The sequence below is a fragment of the Pseudomonas sp. GW821-FHT03E01 genome, from assembly GCF_059420765.1.
The window spans coordinates 144577-169932 of record NZ_JBWKUI010000001.1 but is presented as its reverse complement, the minus strand read 5'-3'; the positions used below and the strand labels follow the sequence as shown (position 1 = coordinate 169932).

At 60.9% G+C, this 25356-nt stretch carries 23 protein-coding genes; 16 read left to right on the top strand and 7 right to left on the bottom strand.

The annotated features are described in order from the left end of the window. Nucleotides 1–90: 90 nt before the first annotated feature. Nucleotides 91–1290, bottom strand: coding sequence for an MFS transporter (locus AC07VO_RS00870; protein ID WP_192350411.1), 1200 nt, complete (start codon nt 1288–1290; stop codon nt 91–93). A 378-nt stretch (nt 1291–1668) separates the two neighbouring features. On the opposite strand from AC07VO_RS00870, the gene AC07VO_RS00865 reads away from it, so the two are divergent. The 4 genes from AC07VO_RS00865 to AC07VO_RS00850 all read left to right on the top strand — a co-directional run bounded on the left by AC07VO_RS00865 (nt 1669) and on the right by AC07VO_RS00850 (nt 6835). Continuing rightward, nucleotides 1669–2868 carry a cytochrome c gene (locus tag AC07VO_RS00865; protein WP_225609184.1) on the top strand — a complete coding sequence of 400 codons (1200 nt, stop codon included), beginning with the start codon at nt 1669–1671 and terminating at the stop codon, nt 2866–2868. Beyond that, nucleotides 2865–3338, top strand: coding sequence for a (2Fe-2S)-binding protein (locus tag AC07VO_RS00860; protein WP_192350407.1), 474 nt, complete (start codon nt 2865–2867; stop codon nt 3336–3338). The genes AC07VO_RS00865 and AC07VO_RS00860 overlap by 4 nt, the downstream gene beginning before the upstream one ends. Continuing rightward, the gene (locus AC07VO_RS00855; protein WP_192350406.1) at nt 3335–5572 is read left to right on the top strand and encodes a xanthine dehydrogenase family protein molybdopterin-binding subunit; all 2238 of its coding nucleotides are present in this window, start codon (nt 3335–3337) and stop codon (nt 5570–5572) included. The genes AC07VO_RS00860 and AC07VO_RS00855 overlap by 4 nt, the downstream gene beginning before the upstream one ends. Before the next feature lie 150 nt (nt 5573–5722). Beyond that, entirely contained in the window at nt 5723–6835 is a 1113-nt protein-coding gene (locus AC07VO_RS00850; protein WP_192350404.1) for an alkene reductase, read from the top strand. 114 nt (nt 6836–6949) lie between these two features. Here AC07VO_RS00850 and ydiJ read toward each other — a convergent pair whose 3' ends face one another. After that, nucleotides 6950–9979 (bottom strand): D-2-hydroxyglutarate dehydrogenase YdiJ, encoded by a 3030-nt coding sequence (gene ydiJ, locus AC07VO_RS00845; protein WP_192350402.1) that lies wholly within the window; start codon nt 9977–9979, stop codon nt 6950–6952. A 160-nt stretch (nt 9980–10139) separates the two neighbouring features. Here ydiJ and AC07VO_RS00840 point away from each other — a divergent pair, with 160 nt between their 5' ends. Then, the gene (locus AC07VO_RS00840) at nt 10140–11024 is read left to right on the top strand and encodes a LysR substrate-binding domain-containing protein (RefSeq protein ID WP_096480274.1); all 885 of its coding nucleotides are present in this window, start codon (nt 10140–10142) and stop codon (nt 11022–11024) included. A gap of 109 nt (nt 11025–11133) precedes the next feature. Then, nucleotides 11134–11820 carry a phytanoyl-CoA dioxygenase family protein gene (locus AC07VO_RS00835; RefSeq protein ID WP_192350400.1) on the top strand — a complete coding sequence of 229 codons (687 nt, stop codon included), beginning with the start codon at nt 11134–11136 and terminating at the stop codon, nt 11818–11820. A 116-nt stretch (nt 11821–11936) separates the two neighbouring features. Here AC07VO_RS00835 and AC07VO_RS00830 read toward each other — a convergent pair whose 3' ends face one another. Both AC07VO_RS00830 and AC07VO_RS00825 read right to left on the bottom strand, forming a co-directional pair. Then, a complete protein-coding gene (locus tag AC07VO_RS00830) occupies nt 11937–12428 on the bottom strand; it encodes a helix-turn-helix domain-containing protein (protein WP_064617675.1) in 492 nt (163 codons plus the stop codon). A 99-nt stretch (nt 12429–12527) separates the two neighbouring features. Then, nucleotides 12528–13364: an AraC family transcriptional regulator gene (locus AC07VO_RS00825; RefSeq protein ID WP_086945561.1), complete on the bottom strand. Its 837-nt coding sequence runs from the start codon at nt 13362–13364 to the stop codon at nt 12528–12530. 382 nt (nt 13365–13746) lie between these two features. On the opposite strand from AC07VO_RS00825, the gene AC07VO_RS00820 reads away from it, so the two are divergent. Both AC07VO_RS00820 and AC07VO_RS00815 read left to right on the top strand, forming a co-directional pair. Continuing rightward, a complete protein-coding gene (locus AC07VO_RS00820) occupies nt 13747–14460 on the top strand; it encodes a class I SAM-dependent methyltransferase (protein WP_192350398.1) in 714 nt (237 codons plus the stop codon). Between the two features lie 165 nt (nt 14461–14625). Beyond that, nucleotides 14626–14796, top strand: a complete 171-nt coding sequence (locus AC07VO_RS00815; RefSeq protein WP_018929041.1) for a hypothetical protein — start codon at nt 14626–14628, stop codon at nt 14794–14796. A gap of 166 nt (nt 14797–14962) precedes the next feature. Here the strand turns inward: AC07VO_RS00815 and AC07VO_RS00810 are convergent, their stop codons facing one another. Continuing rightward, the gene (locus tag AC07VO_RS00810) at nt 14963–15898 is read right to left on the bottom strand and encodes an AraC-like ligand-binding domain-containing protein (RefSeq protein ID WP_018929040.1); all 936 of its coding nucleotides are present in this window, start codon (nt 15896–15898) and stop codon (nt 14963–14965) included. A 352-nt stretch (nt 15899–16250) separates the two neighbouring features. Here AC07VO_RS00810 and AC07VO_RS00805 point away from each other — a divergent pair, with 352 nt between their 5' ends. From AC07VO_RS00805 to AC07VO_RS00770, 8 genes are all read left to right on the top strand, one after another. Next, nucleotides 16251–16430 carry a hypothetical protein gene (locus tag AC07VO_RS00805; protein WP_192350397.1) on the top strand — a complete coding sequence of 60 codons (180 nt, stop codon included), beginning with the start codon at nt 16251–16253 and terminating at the stop codon, nt 16428–16430. A gap of 20 nt (nt 16431–16450) precedes the next feature. Further along, entirely contained in the window at nt 16451–17509 is a 1059-nt protein-coding gene (oxdA, locus tag AC07VO_RS00800) for an aliphatic aldoxime dehydratase (RefSeq protein WP_192350395.1), read from the top strand. Between the two features lie 85 nt (nt 17510–17594). After that, complete coding sequence (locus AC07VO_RS00795; protein ID WP_310391996.1) at nt 17595–18461, top strand: transporter; 867 nt, start codon at nt 17595–17597, stop codon at nt 18459–18461. A 153-nt stretch (nt 18462–18614) separates the two neighbouring features. Next, nucleotides 18615–20129, top strand: a complete 1515-nt coding sequence (locus tag AC07VO_RS00790; RefSeq protein ID WP_192350391.1) for an amidase — start codon at nt 18615–18617, stop codon at nt 20127–20129. A gap of 77 nt (nt 20130–20206) precedes the next feature. Then, nucleotides 20207–20800, top strand: coding sequence for a nitrile hydratase subunit alpha (gene nthA, locus AC07VO_RS00785; RefSeq protein WP_192350389.1), 594 nt, complete (start codon nt 20207–20209; stop codon nt 20798–20800). Between the two features lie 41 nt (nt 20801–20841). Further along, on the top strand, nt 20842–21504 hold the full coding sequence (gene nthB / locus AC07VO_RS00780; protein ID WP_111453243.1) for a nitrile hydratase subunit beta: 663 nt from the start codon (nt 20842–20844) through the stop codon (nt 21502–21504). After that, nucleotides 21501–22769: a GTP-binding protein gene (locus AC07VO_RS00775; protein WP_192350387.1), complete on the top strand. Its 1269-nt coding sequence runs from the start codon at nt 21501–21503 to the stop codon at nt 22767–22769. Before nthB ends, AC07VO_RS00775 begins: the two co-directional genes overlap by 4 nt. Nucleotides 22770–22810: 41 nt before the next feature. Then, nucleotides 22811–23080 (top strand): hypothetical protein, encoded by a 270-nt coding sequence (locus AC07VO_RS00770; protein ID WP_310391992.1) that lies wholly within the window; start codon nt 22811–22813, stop codon nt 23078–23080. A gap of 112 nt (nt 23081–23192) precedes the next feature. Here the strand turns inward: AC07VO_RS00770 and AC07VO_RS00765 are convergent, their stop codons facing one another. Further along, the gene (locus AC07VO_RS00765) at nt 23193–24044 is read right to left on the bottom strand and encodes an amidohydrolase family protein (RefSeq protein WP_111453241.1); all 852 of its coding nucleotides are present in this window, start codon (nt 24042–24044) and stop codon (nt 23193–23195) included. Then, nucleotides 24041–25180: an FMNH2-dependent alkanesulfonate monooxygenase gene (gene ssuD / locus AC07VO_RS00760; protein ID WP_018929030.1), complete on the bottom strand. Its 1140-nt coding sequence runs from the start codon at nt 25178–25180 to the stop codon at nt 24041–24043. The genes AC07VO_RS00765 and ssuD overlap by 4 nt, the downstream gene beginning before the upstream one ends. Nucleotides 25181–25356 lie beyond the last annotated feature (176 nt).

Below are 25356 nucleotides of genomic sequence, written 5' to 3'. Positions count from 1 at the left end.
CGGTCAAAAAGAAACGGTGATGATAGTGCATCACCGTTCGCCAGCCGTCTTGTACGACCGTGCTTCACCGGACTCCCCGGCACCCGGCGCTCAGGCATTGGCCTTGCGACCGAGGAACATCACCAAAGCCAGGGTCGGGAGCAATGCCACCGATGCGGCAGACAGGTTCCAGCCGAAGTGCTCGTAGAGCGGGCTCGCCACCAGCGATCCCAAGGCACCGCCAACGAAGATACTGGTCATGTACACGGCGTTGAGGCGTGCCCGGCTGTGCGGGTCGATGGCGTACACCTCCCGTTGGCCCAGCACCATGTTCAGTTGCACGGCGAAATCCAGCAGCACCGCACACACCACCAGCCACAGGTAGCTGCTGCCGGGCAGCGCAGCGATCAACAATGAAGCCGGTGCCAGCAGCAGTGCGACCCGTGTTCCGCGGTGGCCGTGGCCGGCATCGGCCAAGCGCCCGGCAATCGGCGCAGCGACTGCACCTACCGCTCCGACCAGGGCAAAAATCGCCACCTGCGCCTGGCTGAAACCGTGGTGACGCATCAGCTCAATCGGCGCAAGCGTCCAGAACAGGCTGAAGCTGGCGAACAACAATCCCTGATACAACGAACGTTGACGCAGCACCGGATGGCGACGAGCCAGGGTAAACACCGAGCCGATCAGCGCGGCATAAGTCGCCTGATGCGTTGGCACACGGCGCGGCAGCGCAGCCGCGGTGATCAGGGCGATGACGGCCATCAGTGCCGCCGCGCTGTAAAACACCCCGCGCCAGCCGAACACTTCCACCATCAGGCTGGACAGCGGACGCGACAACAGAATGCCCAGCAGCAGCCCGCTCATGATATTTCCCACCACACGACCGCGCGTGGCTTCGGGTGCCAGATGCGCCGCCAGTGGCACCAGAATCTGCACTGCAACCGAAGTAAGGCCGATCAGCAAGGAAAATACGAGGAACATCGACGGCGAGTGCGTCAGCCCGGCACACAGCAGCGTAACGCTCGCCGCGAGGGTGAAACCCACGACCAGGCGCCGGTTTTCCATCAGGTCGGCCAGCGGCACCAGCAACAGCAGACCCAGCGCATAACCAAACTGTGTGAGTGAAACGATCAGACTGGCATTGGCGCTGGACAGGCCGATCTGCGGCGCGATCAATTCGACAATCGGCTGGGCGTAATAGAGGTTGGCCACGACCGCGCCGCAGCAAAATGCCAGGAACGCGACCATCAGGCCGGAGAGTGAAGCAGGCTGTTCGGCCTTGGCCGCTGCTGCGGGGTTACCCGTGAGCATGATGACACCTCGTTGAGTTCGGGAAAGTGATGCCAAGGCTAAGGGCATGGGCCGACACAGAGAATCCATCATCCGGGCAATGGAGTGATGCGCCATCCGCAACGACCCCGGCGTTGCCGTTGGCGCAAAGCGCTATTGCGCGACGTGGCAATACTCCGGCGCTTGCGCTTTCTCTAACCTTGGGCACTTGGCGCAGGGCTCTCCATCAGCGCCCTTCCCCCGGATGCTCAAGGAGCTGTTCATGATCCCGAATCCCTCATCGATGCGCATTGCGCGCCTCTCGCGTTGCAAACCCTCATGAAGGGCAATTTCCTGAGATCCAGCCCCCTCTGGATCAGCGCGGCCGTCCTCGCTTCGATAGGTGCAATCGGCGCAGCGATGCTGATGTGGCGCCCGGCGATAGCACCGATTGAGCGCCCGCGAGCGTTCGATGCCGCGCAATTGCAGCGCGGTGCGCGGGTGGTCGAAGCAGGCGATTGTGCGGTGTGCCATACGCGTCCGGGCGGTCAATACATGGCAGGCGGGCTGCCGCTGGTGACGCCGTTCGGCACGCTCTACAGCACCAACATCACACCCGATCCGCAGACCGGTCTCGGCCAATGGTCACTGCCGGCGTTCGAGCGGGCGATGCGTGAAGGGATAGCCCGCGATGGCCACTTCCTGTACCCCGCCTTCCCGTACGTGCACTACCGGCGCATGAGCGAAGGCGACATTGCCGACGCGTATGCGTACTTGATGAGCGGCCCTGCCGTGAACTCACCGGCCATGCAAAACCACATGAATTTCCCGATGAACCTCCGGCCACTGGTGTCGTTCTGGAATCTGCTGTTCCTGCATGCAAAGCCGCTGACACCTGTGGCGCAGCAATCTGAAGCGTGGAATCGCGGACGTTATCTGGTTGAAGGCCCCGGCCACTGCGCGGGCTGCCATTCACCGTTGAACCTGATCGGTGCCGAGAAGTCCGGCACAAGCCTCGCGGGCGGTAAGGTGGATGGCTGGGAGGCGCCTTCGCTGCTCGGCATGGCCCGTCGCGCAAACCCGTGGAGCACTGAGCAGTTGGTCCACTATCTGCGGGCAGAAGTGGTGGACGGGCACGGCACAGCCGCGGGCCCGATGCGCCCGGTCAGCCTCAGTCTGGCTCGCTTGCCGGTCAGTGACGCCGAGGCGATTGCCGAGTATTTGCTGAGCCTGCAAACCAAGGCTGCGATCACCGAAATCCAACCCGGCGCCGGGAACGTTGAGACCTTGGACCAGACCAGCGGCGCCCTGCTGTTCGCCAGTGCCTGCGCCGGTTGTCATGCCCCTGCGGCGCCGATGCGCGAGATCGACGGGCGTCCGGCGCTGGATCGCACCTCGGCACTGCAAGCCCCAAGCGCACGCAACTTCCTGAAAACCGTGCTCGAAGGCGTGCCGGCAATTCCGGGCGTGCCCGGACCGGTCATGCCGCCGTTTGCCGCCAGCCTGGACAACGTTCAACTCATCGCCCTGGCGTCATACCTGCGCCAGCAAGCCAGGCCTGACCAACCCTGGACAGAGCTTTCTTCCACTATTGAAGCGATCCGTCAGGAGACGAAATGACCCAAGTCACGCTCAACGTCAACGGCTCGGCCCATGCATTGGAGCTGGAACCTGATATGCCGCTGCTCTATGCGCTGCGCAATCATCTGGGGCTGAACGGCGCCAAATACGGGTGTGGTTTGGGGCAGTGCGGCGCCTGTACGGTCATCGTCGATGACAAACCGGTCTTTTCTTGCGTGACGCCCTGCGCGGGCCTTGAGGGCAAGAAGGTTCGAACGGTTGAAAGCCTCGGTTCTGCCGAACGTCCCAGCCCTTTGCAGAAAGCCTTTATCGACAAACAGGCGGCTCAATGCGGCTACTGCATCGCCGGCATGCTGATGCACGCGCAGTCATTGCTGGAAAGCAATCCGCACCCGGACGAGCAGACCATTCGCGAGCACATGGCAGGCAACCTGTGTCGTTGCGGCACCCACCTGCGGATTATCGAGGCAATCAGCCTGGTGGCCGGGCAAAACGGGAGCGCGACATGATCGTGGAGAAAAAAGTCGACCACAGTCGCCGGGCTTTCTTGCGTGGAGGCGCCTTGCTGGTGGCGTTTACCCTGGTGCCGGCAGCGCGTCGTGCATGGGCCGACACCGAAGTGGATACGCTCGGCACGGTGGTGCTGGCGCCTGATCTGCCCGGCAGCCTGCGCACCAATCCCTACCTCGATGCGTGGATTCGCGTGGGCCCTGAAGGCATCACCGTCTACACCGGCAAGGTCGAATTGGGCACTGGCGTCAAAACAGCCTTGCTGCAAATTGCCGCCGAACGTCTGGAGGTTTCGCCGACGGCGATCAACCTGCTGACGGCCGACACTGCCCTGACGCCCAACGAAGGCTACACCGCTGGCAGCCATAGCATTTTCGACAGCGGCACCGCGCTGTTCAACGCGGCGGCGCAAGTGCGTGAGTTATTGCTGCAGTCGGCCGGGCGCAGCTGGGAGGTGGCACCGCCACTGTTGACGACACAGGAAGGCGTCATTCACGGCCCTGCCGGACAACGAATGTCCTACGCTGACGCCGTCAAAAACGTCGATCTGCACCTCTATGCCAAGTCCGAATCGCCGGCAATGCCCGCGACGGGCTTCAAGCTGATCGGGCATTCGCTGCAACGGCTGGATATTCCGGCAAAAGTCAGCGGCGGTCCTGCATTTGTTCAGGACATTCGTCTGCCGGGCATGCTGCACGCTCGGGTCATTCGCCCTCCACGTCCCGGCTGTACGCTGGAGGCCTTCGACGCGGAGTCGATCAAAACGTTGGCCGGGGTTGTGCAGGTGATTCGCGACGGCAATTACCTTGCCGTGGTGGCGCGTGATGAATGGCAAGCGATCAAGGCCATGCGCAGCGGATATGAATCGGCGCGCTGGAGCGGTGGACAAGCGATACCCGAGTCACGGGACATCCACACATTGCTCGAGCGCCTGCCTTCACGCCGCTACCCGATCAGCCATGAGGGCACCCCACAGGTGGCGACCGACAAGAGCTATCGAGCGCGCGTGACCAAGCAATACCTGATGCACGGATCCATCGGCCCATCCTGCGCCGTGGCCTGGTTCAAGGACGGCACCCTCACCGTCTGGACCCACACCCAAGGCGTGTATCCGCTGCGCGCCGGGATCGCCGAAATGGTGCGGCTACCGCCCGAGCGCGTTCGCTGTATCCACACCGAAGGGTCCGGTTGTTACGGCCACAACGGCGCAGACGATGCAGCGGCCGACGCGGCGTTGATTGCCATGCGAATACCGGGCACGCCGGTGCGGGTGCAGTGGATGCGCGAGCAGGAAAATCTCTGGGAACCCTACAGCTCGGCGATGGTGACTGAAGTGCAGGCCAATCTTGATGCGCAAGGTCGACTGCAGGACTGGAATTATGAACTGTGGACCACGCCGCATAACGAACGCATCGTCAACGCGGGCCGGCTGCTGCCGGCGCGACTGCTGGCCCGACCGTTCATCTCTGCGCCTTCGGTGCCCATCGCTCAACCTGAAGGCGACGGCGATCGCAATGCCGTGCCGCTGTACACGCTGGCATCCACGCGCATCAACATGAACTTCGTCACTGAGATGCCGTTTCGCACCTCTGCCATGCGCTCGCTGGGCGCGCACATCAACATCTTCGCAATCGAGGCGTGCATCGATGAGCTTGCCGCCAGGGCCGGGAGCGATCCGGTGGCCTTGCGCCTTGCCCATCTGGCGGATCCCCGGGCGCGGGCCGTGGTGGAGCGCGTGCGCGACGCCATCGGCTGGCCGCAAAAAAGCAGCGAACCTGGCGCGGGCATCGGCTTCGCGTTTGCCCGCTACAAAAACATCATGGGCTATTGCGCGATCGCGGTGCGCTTGCAGGTGCATCCGCAGACAGGCGAGGTACAGATAGATCACGTAGTCACGGCGGTAGACGTCGGGCAAATCGTCAATCCCGATGGCCTGCGCAACCAGGTGGAAGGCGGGATCGTACAGTCCACCAGTTGGACGCTGTATGAAAAAGTCGCCTATGACGCCGGGGGCATACGCAGCTACGACTGGAGTGGCTACCCGATCCTGCGCTTTTCGCAGGTGCCGAAAAAGGTCGATGTTCATCTGCTCGACCAACCGGGACAGCCGTTTCTCGGCGCCGCCGAAATCGTCCAGGGACCGATGGCCGCCGCCCTCGGCAATGCTGTGGCGAACGCTACCGGCCGACGCTGGCTGAACCTTCCGCTGACCCGCTCAGAGCAACCGTCCTGACCCTGCGCAGCGTTGCGTTTCACGCAATGCAGCGTAGAGGCTGATGCGGATTATCAAGCGGCATGCAGCGGATTAACTTACAGCCATACGGTGCCTGGCCAAACATCCATCGCCGCCCTGCTCCCTCTTTTCGAAACCTGGAGAAATTCTATGACGCAGCAACTGTTCCAACCCATCGCATTGGGGCCATACACACTCCCGCACCGAGTGGCGATGGCGCCGCTGACCCGCTCACGCGCCGGGCAACCGGGCGATGTCCCGACGGCCATGAACGCCGAATATTACCGCCAGCGTGCGAGCGCCGCGTTGATCATCACCGAGGCGACGCAAATCTCCCGACAGGGCCAGGGCTATGCCTGGACCCCGGGCATCTACAGCGATGAGCAGGTACAGGCCTGGCGCGAAGTCAGCAGCCAGGTGCACGAGGCCGGCGGTTTGATCTTCATGCAACTCTGGCACGTGGGCCGCGTGTCGCACCCAAGCTTCCAGCCTGGCAATGCCCTTCCAGTGGCCCCGAGCGCATTACCCGTGCCGGGCAAGACGTTCATCGTCGACGCGGATGGCAACGGTGTGTGGGGCGATGTGCCGGTTCCGCGGGCACTGGAAACTTCGGAGATCGCTGACATCATCAACGACTACCGCCGGGCCGCGCGCAACGCGCTGAGTGCCGGGATGGATGGCGTGGAAATTCACGCCGGCAACGGCTATCTGTTGGATCAGTTCATCAACAGCAACAGTAACCAGCGCGAGGATAGCTACGGCGGCAGCCTGGAAAACCGTGCGCGCCTGTTATTGGAAGTGGTTGCTGCCGTCGTCGACGAAGTCGGTGCGCAGCGCGTGGGCGTACGCCTCACGCCGATGGGACGCTTCATGGGCATGGGCGATGAGACGCCGCAAGCTACGTTCGGCCACATCGTACGTTCGTTGAACCAGTGGAATCTGGCCTACCTGCACCTCGTCGAGCCTGCCGTCGTCGGCACCGTCAAGGACGAGAACTTCGATCCGCGCTGGGATGCAATCATCGGCCAACTGCGTGCAGCGTGGGACGGCGTGCTGATGATCGCCGGTGGCTACGACCCCGAGACAGCGGAACAGGCCTTGATCGACGGTCGCGCGGACATCATCGCGTTCGGCAGGCCGTTTCTGGCCAACCCTGATCTGCCACGACGAATTCGCGACGGGTTGTCGCTCAATGCGCCGGATCCGAGCACCTTCTTCGGTGGCGATCAGCGTGGATACGTGGATTACCCGGCTCACTCCTGACAGGTGAATCCAGACCATCAATGCACCTTGGCGCGCCCGTGGGCGCCTCGTCCGACGGGCAGGAGCGCCGCGCCAAGGAACTGATGCTGCGTGCAATCAGCCGCAGCGTTTGCATCAGCGAACTGGCTGAACAATGCGCTCTAGCACAACCTCCAGTGGATGGCGCAATTGCGTGTTGGCGAAGCGCTTCACCTGACTGCGGCAGGAGTATCCCGTCGCCAGCGCCTCACCCTTTTTGTCCAGCTTGCCGGCCCATGACTGCTCGAAAATGGTCCGCGAGGTGTCCTGGTTCCGGGCTTCATGACCGTAGGTTCCAGACATGCCGCAGCAGCCGGTCGCCTCAGTCGTCAACTTGAGCCCGAGCCGGGCAAAAACGGTTTCCCATTGCGAAGTGCTGGCCGGGACATTGGTTTTCTCGGTGCAGTGCGCCAACAAACGGAAGGTATCAGTCGCCGGATGCGGATTTTCCGGCAACGCATCGCAGAGCCATTCCTGGGGTAGCAGGACCTTTGGGCAATCGTTGAGCCCCGGTACTTTCTGATATTCCTGGCGGTAGACCAGGGTCATCGCCGGGTCCAGCCCCACCAGCGGCACTCCACAGTCGGCGAGCGTCTTGAGCTGATGGGCGTTGCGGATCGCCGCCTTGGCGAAGGCACCGAGGAAACCCTGCACATGCAAAGGCTTGCCGTTGGCGCTATAGGGCGCCAGAAACACCCGATAACCCAGCTGATGCGCCAACTGGATGAAGCTCGCCAGCAACGGGGTTTCGAAGTACCGGGTGAAGGCGTCCTGCACCAGCACCACGCTGCGCTCGCGTTGCGCGACAGTGAGCTCGCGCAAGGCTGGCACACTGGCGACAGCGACCTTGCAGCGGGTCAGCGTGGCCTGCAGGTTATGGCGATTGATCAACGGACTGTCGAGCATACCGACCTGTCGCTCTAGCAGACGGCTCACCCATTTCGAGCTCATCACCGCGTTGTACACACCTGGCGCGTAGGCCATGTAAGGCAGGGTGAACTCCAGCGAGCCGATCAAATAGTCGCGCAGCGGGCGTTGATAACGACCGTGGTACAGCTCCAGAAATCGCGAACGGAATTCCGGCACGTTGACCTTGACCGGGCATTGTCCCGCACAGGATTTACAGGCCAGACACCCCGCCATCGCGTCGTAGACCTCATGGGAGAAATCCGCCTCGCCACGCGAGCGCGCCAGGTTATTGCGCAACCGCGTTGGCAACCCGCTCAGCCACGACAGCTTGCCTCGGGCCACTTGCAGTACATCGATATTGGCCGCGCCTTGCAGACGCAACCACTCGCGAATCAATGAAGCCCTGCCCTTTGGCGAATGCTGGCGTTCACGGGTGGCTTTCCACGACGGGCACATCGCATCGTTGGGATCGTAGTTGTAGCAGGCGCCGTTACCGTTGCAGTGCACGGCGGAGCCGAAGCTTTGCCAGACGCGCTCGTCGATTTGCCGGTCCAGGTCACCACGCAGCGTGACTTCGTTGACCTTGAGCAAGCCTTGGGCGGCGTCCGGCGGAGTGCAGATTTTGCCGGGATTGAGCTGATTGTGCGGGTCGAACGCGCCCTTGAGCGATTGCAGCGCCGGGTACAGCTCGCCAAAAAACTCGGGGACATATTCCGAACGCAAACCTTTGCCGTGCTCACCCCACAGCAGCCCCCCATAACGCCGGGTCAGCTCGGCGACGGCATCGGAAATCGGCTTGACCAGAGCGGCCTGGGCCGGATCTTTCATATCCAGCGCCGGACGTACATGCAACACACCGGCATCGACGTGACCGAACATGCCATAGGCCAGGCCATGGCTATCCAGCAAGGCGCGGAACTCAGCGATGTAGTCAGCCAGTTTCTCCGGCGGCACGGCAGTGTCTTCGACGAAAGGCTGCGGGCGAACCTCGCCGTCGACGTTACCCAGCAACCCGACCGAGCGTTTGCGCATGGTGTATACGCGGGTCACGGCTTCGGCCCCTTCGGCCAGGGTGTGGCCCAGTCGCTCAATCGTCGTGTCGGCCTGCAGATGCTCCACGAACGACGCCACGCGAGCATTTACGTCCGCCAGGTCTTCCCCGCTGAACTCCACCAGGTTGATGCCCAGCGTCGCGCGCCCGGCGTCCGTCGGGAAGTACTCGGCGACGCTGTGCCAGACGATGTCTTTCATCGCCAGCATCAACACTTTGGAGTCCACGGTTTCGATGGACAACGGCTTGTGCGCCAATAACGCATTAGCGTCGCGCAACGCATCCATGAAGCTGCTGTAGCGCACGTTCACCAACACCGAATACTTGGGAATCGGCAGCACGTTGAGCTTGGCCTCGACGATGTAGCCCAACGAACCTTCCGCACCGCACAGCACACTGTTGAGGTTGAAACGCCCGTGCTCGTCGCGCAGGTGCGCCAGGTCGTAACCGGTCAGGCAGCGGTTGAGTTTCGGGAATACCGACTCGATCAGGTCGGCCTGGGTTTCCTGAATGTGCCGCGCCGTCCGGTACACCTCGCCGATGCGGCCGGATTGCGTGCATGCCACTTCCAGCTCCGCGTCGGACAGAGGCCGGCTGTGCAGGCGCTCGCCACCGAGCAGCACACTGTGCAGTTCCAGCACGTGATCGCGGGTCTTGCCATAAGTGCAACTCCCCTGGCCGCTGGCGTCGGTGTTGATCATGCCGCCGACGGTGGCGCGGTTGGACGTCGACAGCTCCGGGGCGAAGAACAGCCCATGGGGTTTGAGCGCGGCATTCAGCTGGTCCTTGACCACGCCCGCCTGCACCCGCACCCAACGCTCGGCGACGTTGATTTCCAGGATGGTGTTCATGTGCCGCGACAAGTCGACCACGATGCCATCGGTCAATGACTGGCCGTTGGTGCCGGTGCCGCCGCCTCGCGGGGTCAGCTTGATCTGGCGAAAGCGTGGTTCGGCCATCAAGGTCGCGATGCGTGCGATGTCGTCCGCGTCCATGGGGAACACCGCCGCTTGCGGCAGGCGCTGGTAAATCGAGTTGTCGGTCGCCAGCACGGTGCGGGTGGCGTAGTCGGCGCTGAGCTGGCCACGAAAACCGCTGGCGCGCAGGGCCTGAAGAAATTCCGGGTAGTCTGCCGCGAGTGCAACGGTGGGCAACTGAGCGATCATCGCAGGCTGTTCTCTTGTCGGTCTAATCATGGGAAAAAATCAAAACACTTGTCCCCTGAGCATTAATGGGTCAGCCTCAGGTCGTCGGCTACGCCAATGATCCTGTAGGCTCTGGCGCCGGACAAACGGATAATCCTGCCGCTATCGATGACTTTTACGAATGAATTACCGTCACCTTACGCCCTCGATGTCGTTGCTGCTGGCCTTTGAGGCCGCCGCCCGCCATGAAAGCTACACCCGCGCCGCGATGGAACTGTCACTGACCCAAAGCGCCGTGAGCCGGCAAGTCCAGGCGCTGGAACAGCAACTGGGCCTGACGCTGTTTCGCCGTGAAGGCCGGCAAGTGCAGTTGACCGATGTCGGTCGTCTCTACCAGCGAGAAATGAGCGAAGCCCTCGGACGCATCCGCAGCGCCACGCTGCAAGCCATGGCTTATCAATCCGGCAGCGGCACCTTGCGCCTGGCCACCTTGCCGACTTTCGGCTCGAAGTGGTTATTGCCGCGCCTACATGACTTCTACAAAACCCATCCCGGCATGCTGGTGCACATCAATTCCCGGATCGACGCCATCGACTTCGAAACCAGCGGTATCGATGCCGCGATCGTCGTCGGCAATGCCGATTTGCCGGGCCTGATCAGCCATCGCCTGCACACCGAAGAACTGATGGTGATCATTTCTCCAGAAGTGGCCGAGCTCCACGACGCCTGGACGCCGGAGCGCATTGGCGCACAGACGCTGCTCAACGTCGCAAACAACGCCAACGTCTGGGGCGAGTGGTTCAGCCATCACGGCCTGCCCCATCGAATGATGCGGCTGGGGCCGAGTTTCGAACTCACCTCGCACTTGATCCAGGCCGTCAGGGCCGGCATCGGCATCGGTTTGGTGCCACGTATTCTAGTGGCCGACGAGTTGGCCAACGCAGAGCTGATCAGCCTCGACCAGCCGTTCGCCAGCCAGCGCAGCTACTACCTGACCTACCCGCCGCGCAACGAAATGCTGCCATCGCTTATCGCGTTCCGTACCTGGTTGCTGGAACAGATCTAAACGAGCGCGAAGAACAGGCTGTCCACTTTTGCTCTTCTATGATGTCCATCAGTTACGCGCGCAACTGCAGGATTTTTGATGCGTTGGTGGCAAGGAAATTGAGGAATCCATGACTGACCGCGAACAACTCCATCGAGATGGCTTTGCGCTGCTCCGTCGAGCGATCCCGGCCGAGTGGCTGGGTGACCTTCGTGCCGTGTTCGATGCCGGCGTGAAGCCGGCGTCCCAATGGCCAGTGCCGCGTGGCATGGATTGGCGCCATTCGCTGCTGGATTCTGATTCGAAGATTCAGGCGGTGTGTCGTCTGCCGGAGCTGCTGGCGGTGGTGGGTGAATTGATCGAAGAGCGGTTTTTCCTCTCGCAGGTGGAGGGTCGCGAGCCCCTTGCAGGTGGCGGTCATCAGCAGCTGCACCGCGACTTGTCGGCCCAACGGCCCGGCGACATTGTGAACGCCATTGCTTACTTCGACGATTATGGCCCCGAGAACGGCGCAACACGTATCGTCCCCGGCAGCCATCGCCCTGACCAGGAAGCGCCGCCATTCGACTTCAATGACGAGTCCCGGTCCGTGCAGCTTTCAGGCTCCGCGGGTGACATCCTGGTGTTTGATGCCGATTTAGTGCATGCGGGCAGTCTGAACTCGATCGGCGCACGCCGGCGCTCCATCCTGATCAGTTATTTTGCAGAGACGTTATACGCGTCACACCTGGAAACGGTGAGCCTGCGCAGTATCCGGATGGACACGACCGATCGGTTCGACCCTTCGGACTTTGCCTGCTCAAGCCATCAAAAATAGCGGACCGAAAACCAACAAGGAGTGCCTGCTATCAATGGCAGCCCCCACCACACCCGTCCAACTGACAATCGGACGGGTGTGGTGGCCTTGATGGATTCTCCAGGGGGGATCCACCCCTACAGCTGGGACTTTTTTTGTGTCCGCCACTTTCCTGGGGGCATATTGAATTTACTGGAGAACATTCGGGTGAAATGGGCTTGATCAGCAAACCCGCACTCCAACCCCACTTGAGAAATAGAAAAATCAGTTTGCTCAAGGAATTCTTTCGCTCGGGTTAATCTTGCAAGCTGAAGCCAATCACGTGGGGAGTGGCCCGTAGCATTCTTGAAAGCTCGGGAGAAGTGACTTCGTGACAAGGAACACTCCTTGGCTACGGCCGAAACCTGAATGCCGCAATCAAGGTTTTCCATCATGACTTCTTTTGCTTTTCGCTCCTGCCAATAACTCAGTCTGCCCGGCCCGTTATTGGTCGCTATGAGTCGCAGATTGGCGCATGCCATCGTCATGATCGGCTCAGCGCCAAGCCCGGCGGCACCGATTGCGATGGATACCCGTTTGTCGCCTCCCTGGCTGGACTTGAAGACTTCTACAACGTCCACGTCGTTCATTGTGACCTCTCAATGTTGGAGACGAGGTCTATTGTGGCCAGCATCATTTTGGCGAAAGCGCTTGATCGGGCCGTCCATGCGCCCGTTTGGGCCAGATCGTTAGCGGGGTTTGCGTAGCCCGCTTGGGGTTAGGCCCAGGTGGCGTTTGAACAGTCGAGCAAGGTATGAGGGGGAGTCCAGGCCTACCGCGAGGCTGACTTCGAGGATCGATAGTGAAGTGCATGAAACAAGCCGGGCGGCCGTTTCCACTCGGGTGCGGTTGGTGAAATCCAGCAGGGTTTCGCCCGTAATGTCTTTGAAGATACGAGTAAGGTGACGCCGTGACAGGTGGAACTCATGCCCAATCGACTCAATATCCAAATCTGTTTCCAGATTCTCCTGAATGTAGCGCTGTATGTCGCGAACCAGCGTCGCCTGCTGCTGATGTTCACTCGGCTGCGGCTGAGTCTGCTGACAAGCGATAACCCGCGCGCACTCCTCGAAGAGCAGATGATTGAGATGGGGTAATTGGCGCTGAAAGGCCTCCGCAGATGCACTGCCTTGCAGTTGGTCGTACAGGCGCAAGATACTTTCCAGCGTCTCTGTTCCTTGCCAGATCCCCGATCGATTTACCTGTTTGGCGAAACCGCTGTAACCGTTCATCTGTCCTTGATGCTTGATGTAAGAGGGATCGACATACAAGGTCATATGTTTCTCCCGCCCCGGAGCCGCTTGGGTTGCGTGTGCAAAGTCTGCCGGCACAAAGGAAAACAACCGGGGCGAAACGTGAGAAGTCTGGCTGCTTTCGGTCGACAGGAATAGCCCACCCTGGCGTGGTAACAGCAGCATATGACAGTCATGGGCGTGCCAATCCACGGCGTAGCCACTGGTGTCGCTAGTCTCCAAGTGAAACACTTCGGGCGACTGACCACTGAGCTTGGACGACATGTAGGCCATAAAATAGACCCCTTAATACAAGTGCACCGCTGCAATAGCCTCGTCGGGGCGGTTCTGAGCGGCGGATGGGGACCATCGGTAACAATAGATGCGTCATCATACATACCTTCCCAACGCCGCACGACCAGACCAAAGCGTCCCTCCCCCCCCTTGACTTGCGCCCGACCCACGCGCACTGCCGATCGCTGTGGATGACCCGGATCATCTCTCCATCAGGCAATACGCTCGAATAGTCAAAACATGGGTAACAGCCATTGGACTTGATCCGACGATGCATTTTTTTGAGGTATGCATTCCCTTCAGGAATGCTCCACATAAAATTAATGAATTTTTATTATTGCTATGTCTGGCGTAGCTTGATTTCAGGACATGGAGAACCGCCTTGAAATCATCCCCTCTCAACTCAGAAAAATTTGATACCTCACGAGCCAATGAGTACGGACGACAGAGCCGTATTGCGCTAGCAGGATATGACGCCTGCCAAGACTTGGCGGCGTGCATGCTGGCGGCAAGCCTGGGCGCTACACGTTCGGCAAAAATACTTGTAGTTGGCGCTGGCGGTACGGCGCAGGAAATTGTTGCTATGGCCAAGCTTGAGCCGGGTTGGCGCTTCACGGCCGTTGATCCGTCCGAGCCGATGTTGGAGGCTGCAAAGCAGCAATTAGAGGCAAACAACTTGCTTGAAAGAACGGCCATGCATCTTGGGCATGTTGAAGACCTGGCAGCAGACGAGTCATACGACGCAGCGACCTTGATCGGGGTACTCCATCATCTCGATGGAGATGAAACCAAGCGACAAATTTTACGATCCATTCGGGCTCATCTAAAACCGGGGGCGCCGTTGATTGTCGCGGGGAATCAATACGCTTATGCCAGCCAGCCGCTACTGCTTGCGGCTTGGGGGCAGCGGTGGCGGCAGCATGGAGCCAGCCCGGATGAAGTGAAGGTCAAGCTTGGGAAAATCCTTCAAGGTGCTGATCCTCCACATTCCGAGGCGGCGGTTCAAAAACTCTTGCATGACGCCGGATTTGGAGACGCTACCCGTTTCTTCAGCAGCCTTTTCTGGGGGGCGTGGTTGACGTGCAAAGTGGTCTGAACATGATTGAAAGTATTAGATATACGTCGACCGTAACAGACCAATGGCGGGAAATCTATAATCACCAACGTCCACACCAAGCTCCGGATTTTAACGTTCCTGCCTCCCGGTACCGGCAAAGTGAGCTGTGCTATCAGGAAGTACCGGCGGAACTGGAGTACGGCGATGATGACGAAGTGCGAACAGTGCAAGCCAACGGGGAGCTCAACTGGTGAGGGTAGGAGCTCAAGCTGGGCCCGGGCGTTTACCGGTGAGCGTGTGGGCTTGCGCAGGACCTTGGAGGACGGCAAGCACGATGTCTACTGGGTAGGCATCGCGTTGCACAAATTGAGATGAACGCCCGATCCGTAATATCAGGTAAACGGCTTCGTTAACTGTCCACTATGTCTCCGAACATGTGTCCACCATGTCCCCCGGTCCAAACAGAACGCCCCGCAGGAAACGCCCTGCGCTTTCACAGAAGAGCGTTCAAGCGCAAGGGCACTGTCCTTCGGGGCATCACTCAATTTCGATGCAACAGGGTATTGGGCGCAACGCCAAATGCTTTGCGAAACGCATGGCTGAAATGGGAGAAGTCAGAAAACCCGAAGTCCAGCGCCGCCTGGGACACACTGCGCACCTGACCGCGCTCGATCGCTTCACGGCTGGCATTCAGGCGCTCTTTCCAAATTTCTGCCACGGGGGTCTTCTGGTAGCGGGCGAAGGCTCGGGTGACGGTGCGGGTGGACACATTGTGGGCCTGCGCGATGACTTCAATCGACAAGTCCGGCTCGGTCAAGTGCCGTTGAATGTACTTCATGATGCGGCCGTAGAGATCCAGCTCATCGTGACTGATCTTCAAGTCCTGGAGTTCCAGGCTGATGACAAGGAGGTCGAGCAAAGCGCTGGAGTAACGGTTCGAGATGGCCTCATCCTGCAACGATGCCGGCGCACTCGCGGCCTGACGCAACATTTCACGCAATGGAATGACTCCCGGACGCCGCTCGTCGAGAACCATCGCGGTGTAATCGGCGATACGTGGCAGGCGTTCGACGAGCAAGGCTCGCGGAATGCGCACCAGGTGGTTTTCAGTGCCACCGAAGCTGAATCGAAACGCCTGAGTTGCGTCATAAAGAAACAAATTGCCCGCCGCCAGGTTGGCTTTTCTGCCGCCTTGTTCAATCTGGCCGTGGCCATTTCGAGAGAACCCCAACCATAAATCTTCGGAAGGACCACTGCGCAGATGCTGCTCGGAGCGTTCCCAGTAATGCAGGGGTGCAGACAGCGAACAAATGTCCAGATCACCCACGGTATTGACTGCAAGCGAGCCATCAAAACTGCTCTGGGACAAAGGTTTGCTATCGGCCGCCAGGCAATGGCGGCAGACCACTTCCTTCCAATAATCAAAGCGGCGCGGGGCCGCGACAGCGAGGGTCGAATATTGAGTGCTTGGGTTCATGCCACGGACCTCAGTACAACCTTGCAGTAAGAGCGCGAGAAGTTCTAACGGCTTTATCGCAGCAATTAACAGGCCAAGCGCATTCATGCCGATCCTGAAGGGCTCTGCGAAGTGACTGCCATCGAGGTTTTCACCCGGCCAACGTGACGCGAGAACACCTCAAAATCCCCACTTAGAGGCAGAGTGCCTGACGTATTCGGCGTGGGTGCACCAATGCCGATCATGGCCGCGCCGCGTGTGTCGGCGTTGTCTTTTACAACCAAACGGTTGTCCTGACGAACAAAGCGGCCTATCGCCGTCCAGCCTAATTTTCACCTCACAGCAGCTCATCCCCCTGCTGATGAGGCCTCCCATGGACCGACAATATTCAAAACAATTGCCTGACTCATCCTGGCTTCTGCACATGCGCGATCTCGTGCCTGAGGAGTCGGTTTACTGGTTGATTGAATGGGGAGCCATGAAGCTGCTGCATCGACGGCAGGTCGCCAAGCGCACTCCGCCGCCGAAGCGTGAATCCAAACCGCTTGCCTGAAAAAAAACGAGGAGCTCAAGATGGAATCTGCAATCGACAAACATCTCAAATGCCCACGCACCCTGTCCCGCCGCGTGCCCGATGAGTATCAGCCGCCGTTTCCGATGTGGGTGGCACGCGCTGACGAGCAACTGCAACAAGTAGTGATGGGGTACTTCGGCGTGCAGTATCAAGGCGATGCACAGCGCGAGGCCGCGTTGCAGGCGATGCGTCATATCGTCGGCAGTTTCAGCCTGGCCAATGGCCCGCAGAACCACGACTTGACCCACCACACCGACAACAGCGGCTTCGACAATCTGATTGTCGTCGGGTATTGGAAAGACCCGGCGGCCCACTGTCGCTGGTTGCGTTCACCGGAGGTGAATGACTGGTGGGCTTCGTCGGATCGGCTGAGTGATGGCCTTGGCTATTTCCGTGAAATCAGCGCCCCGCGCGCCGAGCAGTTTGAGACCCTGTATGCCTTCCAGGACAACCTGCCCGGCGTCGGCGCGGTAATGGATACGACCAGTGGTGAAATCGAAGAACACGGCTACTGGGGCTCGATGCGCGACCGCTTCCCGATCTCCCAGACAGACTGGATGATGCCCACCAGCGAGCTGCAAGTGGTCGCGGGTGATCCCGCCAAGGGTGGCCGGGTGGTGATCATGGGGCATGACAACCTCGCCTTGATTCGCTCAGGCCAGGACTGGGCGGACGCCGAGGCTGAAGAACGTTCACTGTACCTCGACGAGATCCTGCCGACCCTGCAGGACGGCATGGACTTCCTGCGTGACAACGGCCAACCCCTGGGCTGCTACAGCAACCGCTTCGTGCGCAATATCGACCTGGACGGCAACTTCCTCGACGTGAGCTACAACATCGGTCACTGGCGCTCGATCGAGAAGCTCGAACGCTGGGCGGAATCCCACCCCACCCATCTGCGAATTTTCGTGACCTTCTTCCGTGTCGCGGCGGGCCTGAAGAAATTGCGGCTGTACCACGAAGTGTCGGTGTCGGACGCCAAGAGCCAGGTGTTCGAGTACATCAACTGTCACCCGCAGACCGGAATGCTGCGCGACGCGCAATCGCCTGCATCCTGAACCTGGCCGGCGTCTAAAACCCCGAATTTCTGCCGTTTTGCCGCCCTGCCCGGGCGGCACGGCCTTGCCGTGCAAGGAATAAAAGATGAATAAGATCCGTCTGCTGACACTCTCCACGCTGTTGCCCGTACTCCACGCGAACGCTGGTGAGGTGGCCCCTGGCGATTACGAGCAATACCCGGTCGGCGCTACCATCGGCGCGATTTACTACCAGCACTCCACCACAGACTCGGCCTACGCCAATGGCCATAAGGCCAGCTCGGACTTCAGGTTGAGCTCGGACGTCGGCATCCTGCGTCTGCTCCATGTGTACGCGCTGAGTGAAGCGGTCACCATCGACCCGCAATTCCTCCTGCCCTTCGGGCACGTTTCCACTGGCGGCGATGCCTCGACACTCGGCAGTACCCGGGGCGTCGGCGACTTGATCCTCACCGCGCCGGTCAAGTGGCGGCTCAATGAAGCCCGCGACACCCTCAGTATCGCCCCCTATGTGTATGTCCCTTCCGGTACCTACGACAAGAACGACGCGCTCAACCTCGGTGAGAACCGCTGGAAATTCGAGCTGCAGAGCGCCTACGTCAAGCACTTCACGGAGAAGTGGGCAATGGACCTGGTCGGCGGTGCCACCTGGTATGGCGATAACACCGATTACGGCGCCAATGGCGACCGCCTCAAGCAGGACGTGTCCTACGCTGCCCAGGTGATGGGCCGTTACATGCCAGACCCCACCATGGCATTCGGCGTCGGCTTCGGGCGTACCTGGGGCGGTGAAACCAGCGTCGCGCGTGTCAACCAGGACGACGAAATGGGCACCACCAACTTCCGCCTGACAGCCACCAAATTCGTCACCCCCCAGGACCAGCTCCAGCTGCAGCTGGGCAAGGACCTTTCAGTGGATAACGGCGCCAAAGAGGACTTCCGCATGAACCTGCGTTACGCGCACGTGTTCTAGCCAACCGTCCAGCAGACAGCCGCCGGACACCCTTCCTGCGCCTGGCGCAAGGATGTCCGGCTCAACCAAGTCGGTGTCTTTTTCAACCAAGCCACCGCGCAGAGGCACGGATTATCTTGAACCCCAGGCCACCACGATAAGGACAGCCCCACCATGGCAATCGTTCGTCCCACCCTTGAACACTTACTGGACATCGCGAACGGCCTGCACATGCAGCTCAGCCGTGAACAAGCCAGTGAATACCTGGCCCTGATGCAGTCGAGCTTCGACGCCTACGACCTGATCGACGAGCTGCCCGATTGCGTGCCGCCCGTCCGTTACGAGCGCAGTTCCGGCTACCGCCCTTCGGCGGCCCACAACCCCTTGAACGCCTGGTATTACCGCACCGAAGTCAACGGCGCACCGCAAGGCAAGCTGGCGGGCAAAACCGTCGCGCTCAAGGACAATATCGCCCTGGCCGGCGTCCCCATGATGAACGGTGCCGCGCCACTCGAAGGTTTCGTCCCGTCGTTCGATGCCACCGTGGTCACGCGCTTACTGGATGCGGGGGCGACCATTCTCGGCAAGGCCACGTGCGAGCACTACTGCCTGTCCGGTGGCAGTCACACCTCTGACCCCGCACCGGTACACAACCCCTATCGTCAGGGTTTCGCCTCCGGTGGTTCCTCTTCCGGCAGCGCGGCACTGGTGGCCGCCGGCGAAGTGGATCTCGCGGTCGGCGGCGATCAGGGCGGCTCCATTCGGATTCCTTCGGCATTCTGCGGTACTTACGGGATGAAGCCGACCCACGGCCTGGTGCCCTACACCGGGATCATGGCGATCGAAGCGACCATCGACCATGCCGGGCCCATCACGGCCAACGTGCGCGACAACGCGTTGATGCTGGAAGTCATGGCCGGCTCCGACGGCCTCGACCCACGCCAGGCCGCGCCCCGGGTCGATACCTACAGCGATTACCTGGACCGTGGCGTGCAAGGGCTCAGGATCGGCATCCTGCAGGAAGGTTTCCAGCTGGCCAACCAGGACCCGCGCGTAACTGCATCGGTGCGTAACGCCATCGCCCAGTTGGAGCGGCTCGGCGCGCATGTCGAGGAAGTCTCCGTGCCGGAGCACAAGATCGCCGGCTCGCTGTGGCTCCCCATCGGCTGTGAAGGCCTGACAATGCAGATGATGCACGGCAATGGCGCCGGTTTTAACTGGAAAGGCCTGTACGACCTCACGTTGCTGGACAAGCAAGCCGGGTGGCGCGAGCAGGCGGATCAGCTGTCCGCGTCTCTCAAGCTGTGCATGTTTGTCGGTGAATACGGCATCAAGCACTACAACGGCCGTTTCTACGCCAAGGCGCAGAATCTCACACGCATGGCCCGGGCCGGTTACGACGCGGCGCTGGCGCGCTACGACCTGCTGGTGATGCCGACCGTGCCGATCATCGCCCAGCCTCATCCGGAACCCGGTTGCTCGATCACGGAATACGTGGCCCGGGCGCTGGAAATGATCGGCAACGCCTCAGCCCAGGACATCACCGGCCATCCGGCCATGTCGATTCCCTGCGGGCTGGTGGACGGCCTGCCGGTCGGGCTCATGCTGGTGGGCAAGCACTATGCCGAAGGCACGATTTACCAGGCGGCCGCAGCGTTCGAAGCGTCCGTTGACTGGAAAAACAATTAACCGGTCGGTCCCCGCGCAGCGCACAAAAACAAACACCCCAGGCGCTGCTTAAACGCTCAACGATGAGGAGTTAACTGATGAACACCGATGAAAAAACCACCTCGACCCCAGGCGAGCGAGCCCGCGCCCTATTCCAGGTGCTCAAGCAAAAGGAGCTGATTCCCGACGGCTATATCGAACAGCTGACCCAACTCATGGCCCACGACTGGAGCCCGGAGAATGGCGCTCGAGTGGTGGCCAAGGCCTGGGTCGACCCGCAGTTTCGTGAACTGCTGCTCAAGGACGGTACCGCTGCCTGCGCGCAATTCGGCTATACCGGCCCACAAGGTGAATACATCGTCGCCCTGGAAGACACCCCCACGCTGAAAAACGTGATCGTCTGCAGCCTGTGCTCCTGCACCAACTGGCCCGTCCTCGGCCTGCCGCCGGAGTGGTACAAGGGCTTCGAATTCCGTGCCCGCCTGGTCCGCGAAGGGCACACCGTTCTGCGGGAACTGGGCACCGAGCTGCCAGAGGGAGCCACCATCAAAGTGTGGGACACCAGTGCCGAAAGCCGCTATCTGGTGCTGCCGGTACGACCCGAGGGCAGTGAGGGCATGGATGAAGAGGCCCTTCGGGCCCTGATCACCAAGGACGTCCTGATCGGCGTGGCGCTGCCGCAGGTAGCGTAGCCAGGGCGCTGGGTTTCTTTCACTTTTCAGAGGTATTCACAATGGATGGCTTTCACGATCTCGGCGGTTTTCAAGGCTTTGGCAAAGTCCAGCACACCATCAATAGCCTGAGCTACAAACAGGTGTTCAAGCAGGACTGGGAACACCTGGCCTACAGCTTGATGTTCATCGGCGTCGATCACCTGAAAAAATTCAGCGTCGACGAAGTGCGCCACGCCGTCGAACGCCTGGATGTTCGCCAACATGTCGGCACGCAATACTACGAGCGCTACATCATCGCCACCGCGACCCTGCTGGTAGAAACAGGCGTGATTACCCAGGCAGAACTTGATGAGGCCCTAGGCTCTCACTTCAAGCTGGCGAACCCCGCCCACGCGGGCGGTCGCCAGGCGATCACCGGTCGGCCCCCCTTCGAGGTGGGCGATCGGGTGGTCGTTCGCGACGAATATGTGGCCGGGCATATCCGCATGCCGGCCTACGTACGCGGCAAGGAAGGCGTGATCCTGCACCGCACGTCAGAACAGTGGCCCTTCCCGGATGCCATCGGCCATGGCGATGTGAGCGCGGCGCATCAGCCGACCTACCACGTCGAATTTCGTGTGAAAGACCTTTGGGGCGACGCGGCGGACGATGGTTTCGTGGTGGTCGATCTTTTTGAAAGCTACCTCGACAAGGCGCCCAGCGCAAAAGCGGTGAACGCATGATTGACGGCGCCCAGGCGGGCCGACTGCCGGTGACGGTCCTTTCGGGCTTCCTCGGTGCCGGCAAAACCACCCTGCTGAACCATATCCTGCGCAATCGCGAAGGCCTGAGAGTCGCGGTCATCGTCAACGATATGAGCGAAGTCAACATCGATGCCGAAGCGGTGCAGCGCGACGTGTCGCTGCACCGTGGTCGCGATGAGTTAATCGAGATGAGCAACGGCTGTATTTGCTGCACACTGCGCGCCGATTTGCTGGAGCAGATCAGTGATCTGGCACGTCAGCAGCGTTTCGACTACCTGCTCATTGAATCCACCGGGATCTCCGAGCCGATGCCGGTGGCGGAGACGTTCGCCTTCCTTGACACCGAAGGCTTCAGCCTCAGCGAACTGGCACGCCTGGACACCTTGGTGACGGTGGTCGATGGCAGCCAGTTTCAGGCGCTGCTCGAGTCGCCGGATACCGTGGCCCGTGCGGATGCCATGGAAGACGCGCCGGAGCGCCATCTGGCCGACCTTCTGATCGAGCAGGTGGAGTACGCCAACGTTATTCTCGTCAACAAACTGGACCTGATCGATGACGCCGGTTACCAGGCACTGCACGCCATTTTCGCCGGCCTGAACCCCGGCGCGCAGATCCTGCCGATGACCCACGGTCAAGTCGCGCTGTCGAGCATCCTCGGCACCCATCTGTTTGATTTACCCAGCCTTGCCGCGTCGCCGGGCTGGATGAGGAAAATGGAGGCGACCGACGCGCCAGCCTCCGAAGCGGACACCTACGGTGTGACATCCTGGGTCTACCGTGAGCGGACACCCTTTCACCCACAGCGCTTGCTCGACTTTCTCCAGCGCCCCTGGCGCAACGGACGGCTGTTGCGCAGCAAAGGCTATTTCTGGCTCGCCAGCCGGCACCTGGAAACCGGCATGCTGGTGCAGAGCGGCGGGCAGTTCCAGTGGGACTATGTCGGCCACTGGTGGAACTTTATCGAACCGTCGCAATGGCCACGGGATGAATACCGGCTCCAGAGCATCATGGCCAAGTGGGACAACGTGGTCGGTGATTGTCGCCAGGAATTGGTGTTCATCGGCCAGGGCCTCGACACCGAGGTTTTACAGCGCGAGCTTGACCACTGCCTGCTCAGTACCCGGGATATCGCCGCCGGCCCACTGGCCTGGCAAGCCCTGCCGGGGGCGACAGTGTTTGATTCGCAGTCGTTGTCGGTACGTCCCCCGCAGCCCCTGGCGGCTGACATCACTTCACTCAGGTAGAGGTGCTCCATGTTTTTTTCAGCCGGACAACCCACTGGGTATTGGCTCCGCTCGCCGACAGACTGGACCAGCCTGACCAGGCGAGCACGCCGTTGTCGTCGAACAACCCGTTGTTGCGACGCATCCTGACCAGCGTCGAGCAATTGCTGCAAGAGCGTCGGATGCAGAAAGACGAGGTGCGCGCACTGAGCCTGGAAGTCGCCGAAGTGAACGAGCGCCTGGCCTGCCGCGACAGGCTGTTGCGCCAATGGGAGGCTCGCCAACAGCTTATCGCTCAAGGCGCCTTGTCCTGGATCTTTCCATCGGTTTGACACAGCCAATTGCCGTCGGCGTCAACGCGCTGCTGGGCGACCCGCGCCATTACCTCGCCGACTTCTATAGCCCGATTGGGCGTCCGTCGAAACGGCAGGCGTCGATTCAAGGCTACCTCCTCAACCCTAACAACCGCGCCGCATTCCCATAAAGCAACTTATCCAGCACCTGATCCTTGAACCCCAGCGCCTGAAAATCCTCGATCGACTGGCGGATCGGCCGGAACGGGTAGGACGAGCCAAACAACAGTTGGTCGCCCAGAAAGCCATTGGCTGCTGCGACAAAGGCCTCGCTGCCCGGCAGGAACAGGTACATGTCTGGCACGGCGAAGATGTTTTCATAGCGAAAAGCTACGCCCAGCAGTTGCGCCACGTTCGGCCAGTAGCCGTGGTAACAGACTATTTTCAGTTCGGGAAACGCTCGTGCCACCGCTGCCAGGCGGCCAGGGTCGTTGAAGGCCGGATCCGGCGTGGTCGGTCCGCTCATCAGGAACAGCGCAATGCCACGGCGCGACAAGTGTTCGTAGAGGGGAAAGTACAGCGGGTCATCCGGATGCCGTGCCGGCACGGCGAAACCCGGCTCCAGGCCGATACCGACCAGACCGAGTTGATCAATCACCCGGTCGATTTCGGCAATAGCGCCATCGATACCCTGCAGCGTCGGGTCAACCCCGGCGATACCCAGCAGCTCCTGATGGGGATGGGTGATTTCGTGGATGAAATCATTCGGCAGGTGTTGCCCAGGGGTGTGTCGCCCCACCACCACCGCCTGGCTCAAACCGGCTTCTCGGACTTCGGCAATAAAACCCTCTGGCGTCAGCGAGCGGGCAAAATGCTCGTCGCTGCCGCGAGCTCCGACGCGGCGATTCAGCCAGCGCGCGGTGGCGTAGCCCGCCGAGCCCGGGTTGGCGCCAAAGAAATCGTGCAGATAGGCCGGCCGGCAGCGCATGTCGATCACTTTCATACCGCGGTTTCCTCTTGTTTGGTCTTGGCTCGCACATCGAAGGCTCCGCCCGTGAGCACCTCATTGACGGTCACCGCCTGTTTACCGGGCAACGACGGGAACACCAGTTCGGCGAAGCGGTAGGCCTCTTCCAGGTGCGGATAACCTGAGAGCACGAAGCTGTCGACGCCAAGGTCGACGTATTCCTGCAGCCGGGCGGCGACGGTCTGCGGGTCACCGACCAAGGCAGTACCGGCACCGCCGCGCACCAGGCCGACACCGGCCCACAGGTTGGGACTGACTTCCAGCTGATCGCGACAGCCACCGTGCAGCGCAGCCATGCGGCGCTGGCCTTCGGAGTCCATGGTCGCGTAGTTGGCCTGGGCCTGGGCGATGGTCTCGTCGTCCAGGTACTGGATCAGTTCGTTGGCAGCGGCCCAGGCTTGCTCGTTGGTTTCACGCACGATCACGTGCAGACGTACGCCAAAACGCACTGTGCGGCCGTGCTTCGCGGCGCGGGCACGTACATCGCCGATCTTCTCGGCCACCGCGGCCGGTGGCTCGCCCCAGGTCAGGTAGGTGTCCACGTGTTTGGCCGCCAGCTCGTGGGCGGCCGGCGAAGAGCCACCGAAGTACAGCGGCGGATAGGGCTTCTGCACCGGCGGGAAGAAATTCTGCGCCCGCTTCACATGGATGTGCTTGCCCTCGAAGTCGACCGTTTCACCCTGCAATACCCGACGCCAGACGGTGAGGAACTCATCGGCGGCCTCATAGCGCTCATCGTGCTTGAGGTATACGCCCTCGGCGGCCAACTCGGCCGCATCGCCACCGGGGACCACGTTGAGCAGCAGGCGCCCACCCAGGGCCTGGTCGAGGCTGGCAGCCTGACGTGCCGTTACGGTCGGGCTGCTGATTGACGTGCGCAAGGCCACCAACAATTTAATCCGGCTGGTCACTGGTACCAGGCTGGCGGCGGTGACCCAGGGATCAAGACAACTGCTGCCGGTGGGAATCAACAGGCCGTCGTAGCCAAGGCTTTCCGCAGCCACAGCAATCTGCCGCATGTACTGGTTGGTGGCCGGGCGGCCGGACTCGGACTTACCCAGGTAGCGGGTGTCACCGGAGGTGGGGAGAAACCAGAAAATATCCAAATTCATGGTACGGGCCTCAGGGAGTGATACAGGGCTGGATCACAAGGCGCACGGCACATCGGCCGGCAGATATAGGAAACGAGCACTCTGTGGCGCCCTGATCAGCACTGTTGCTGGAGAGTCAGGTGCCTGAGCAAGAGCCATACCAGAAGCCCTGAAACCCTGCGTCGCGGGCCTGCAGG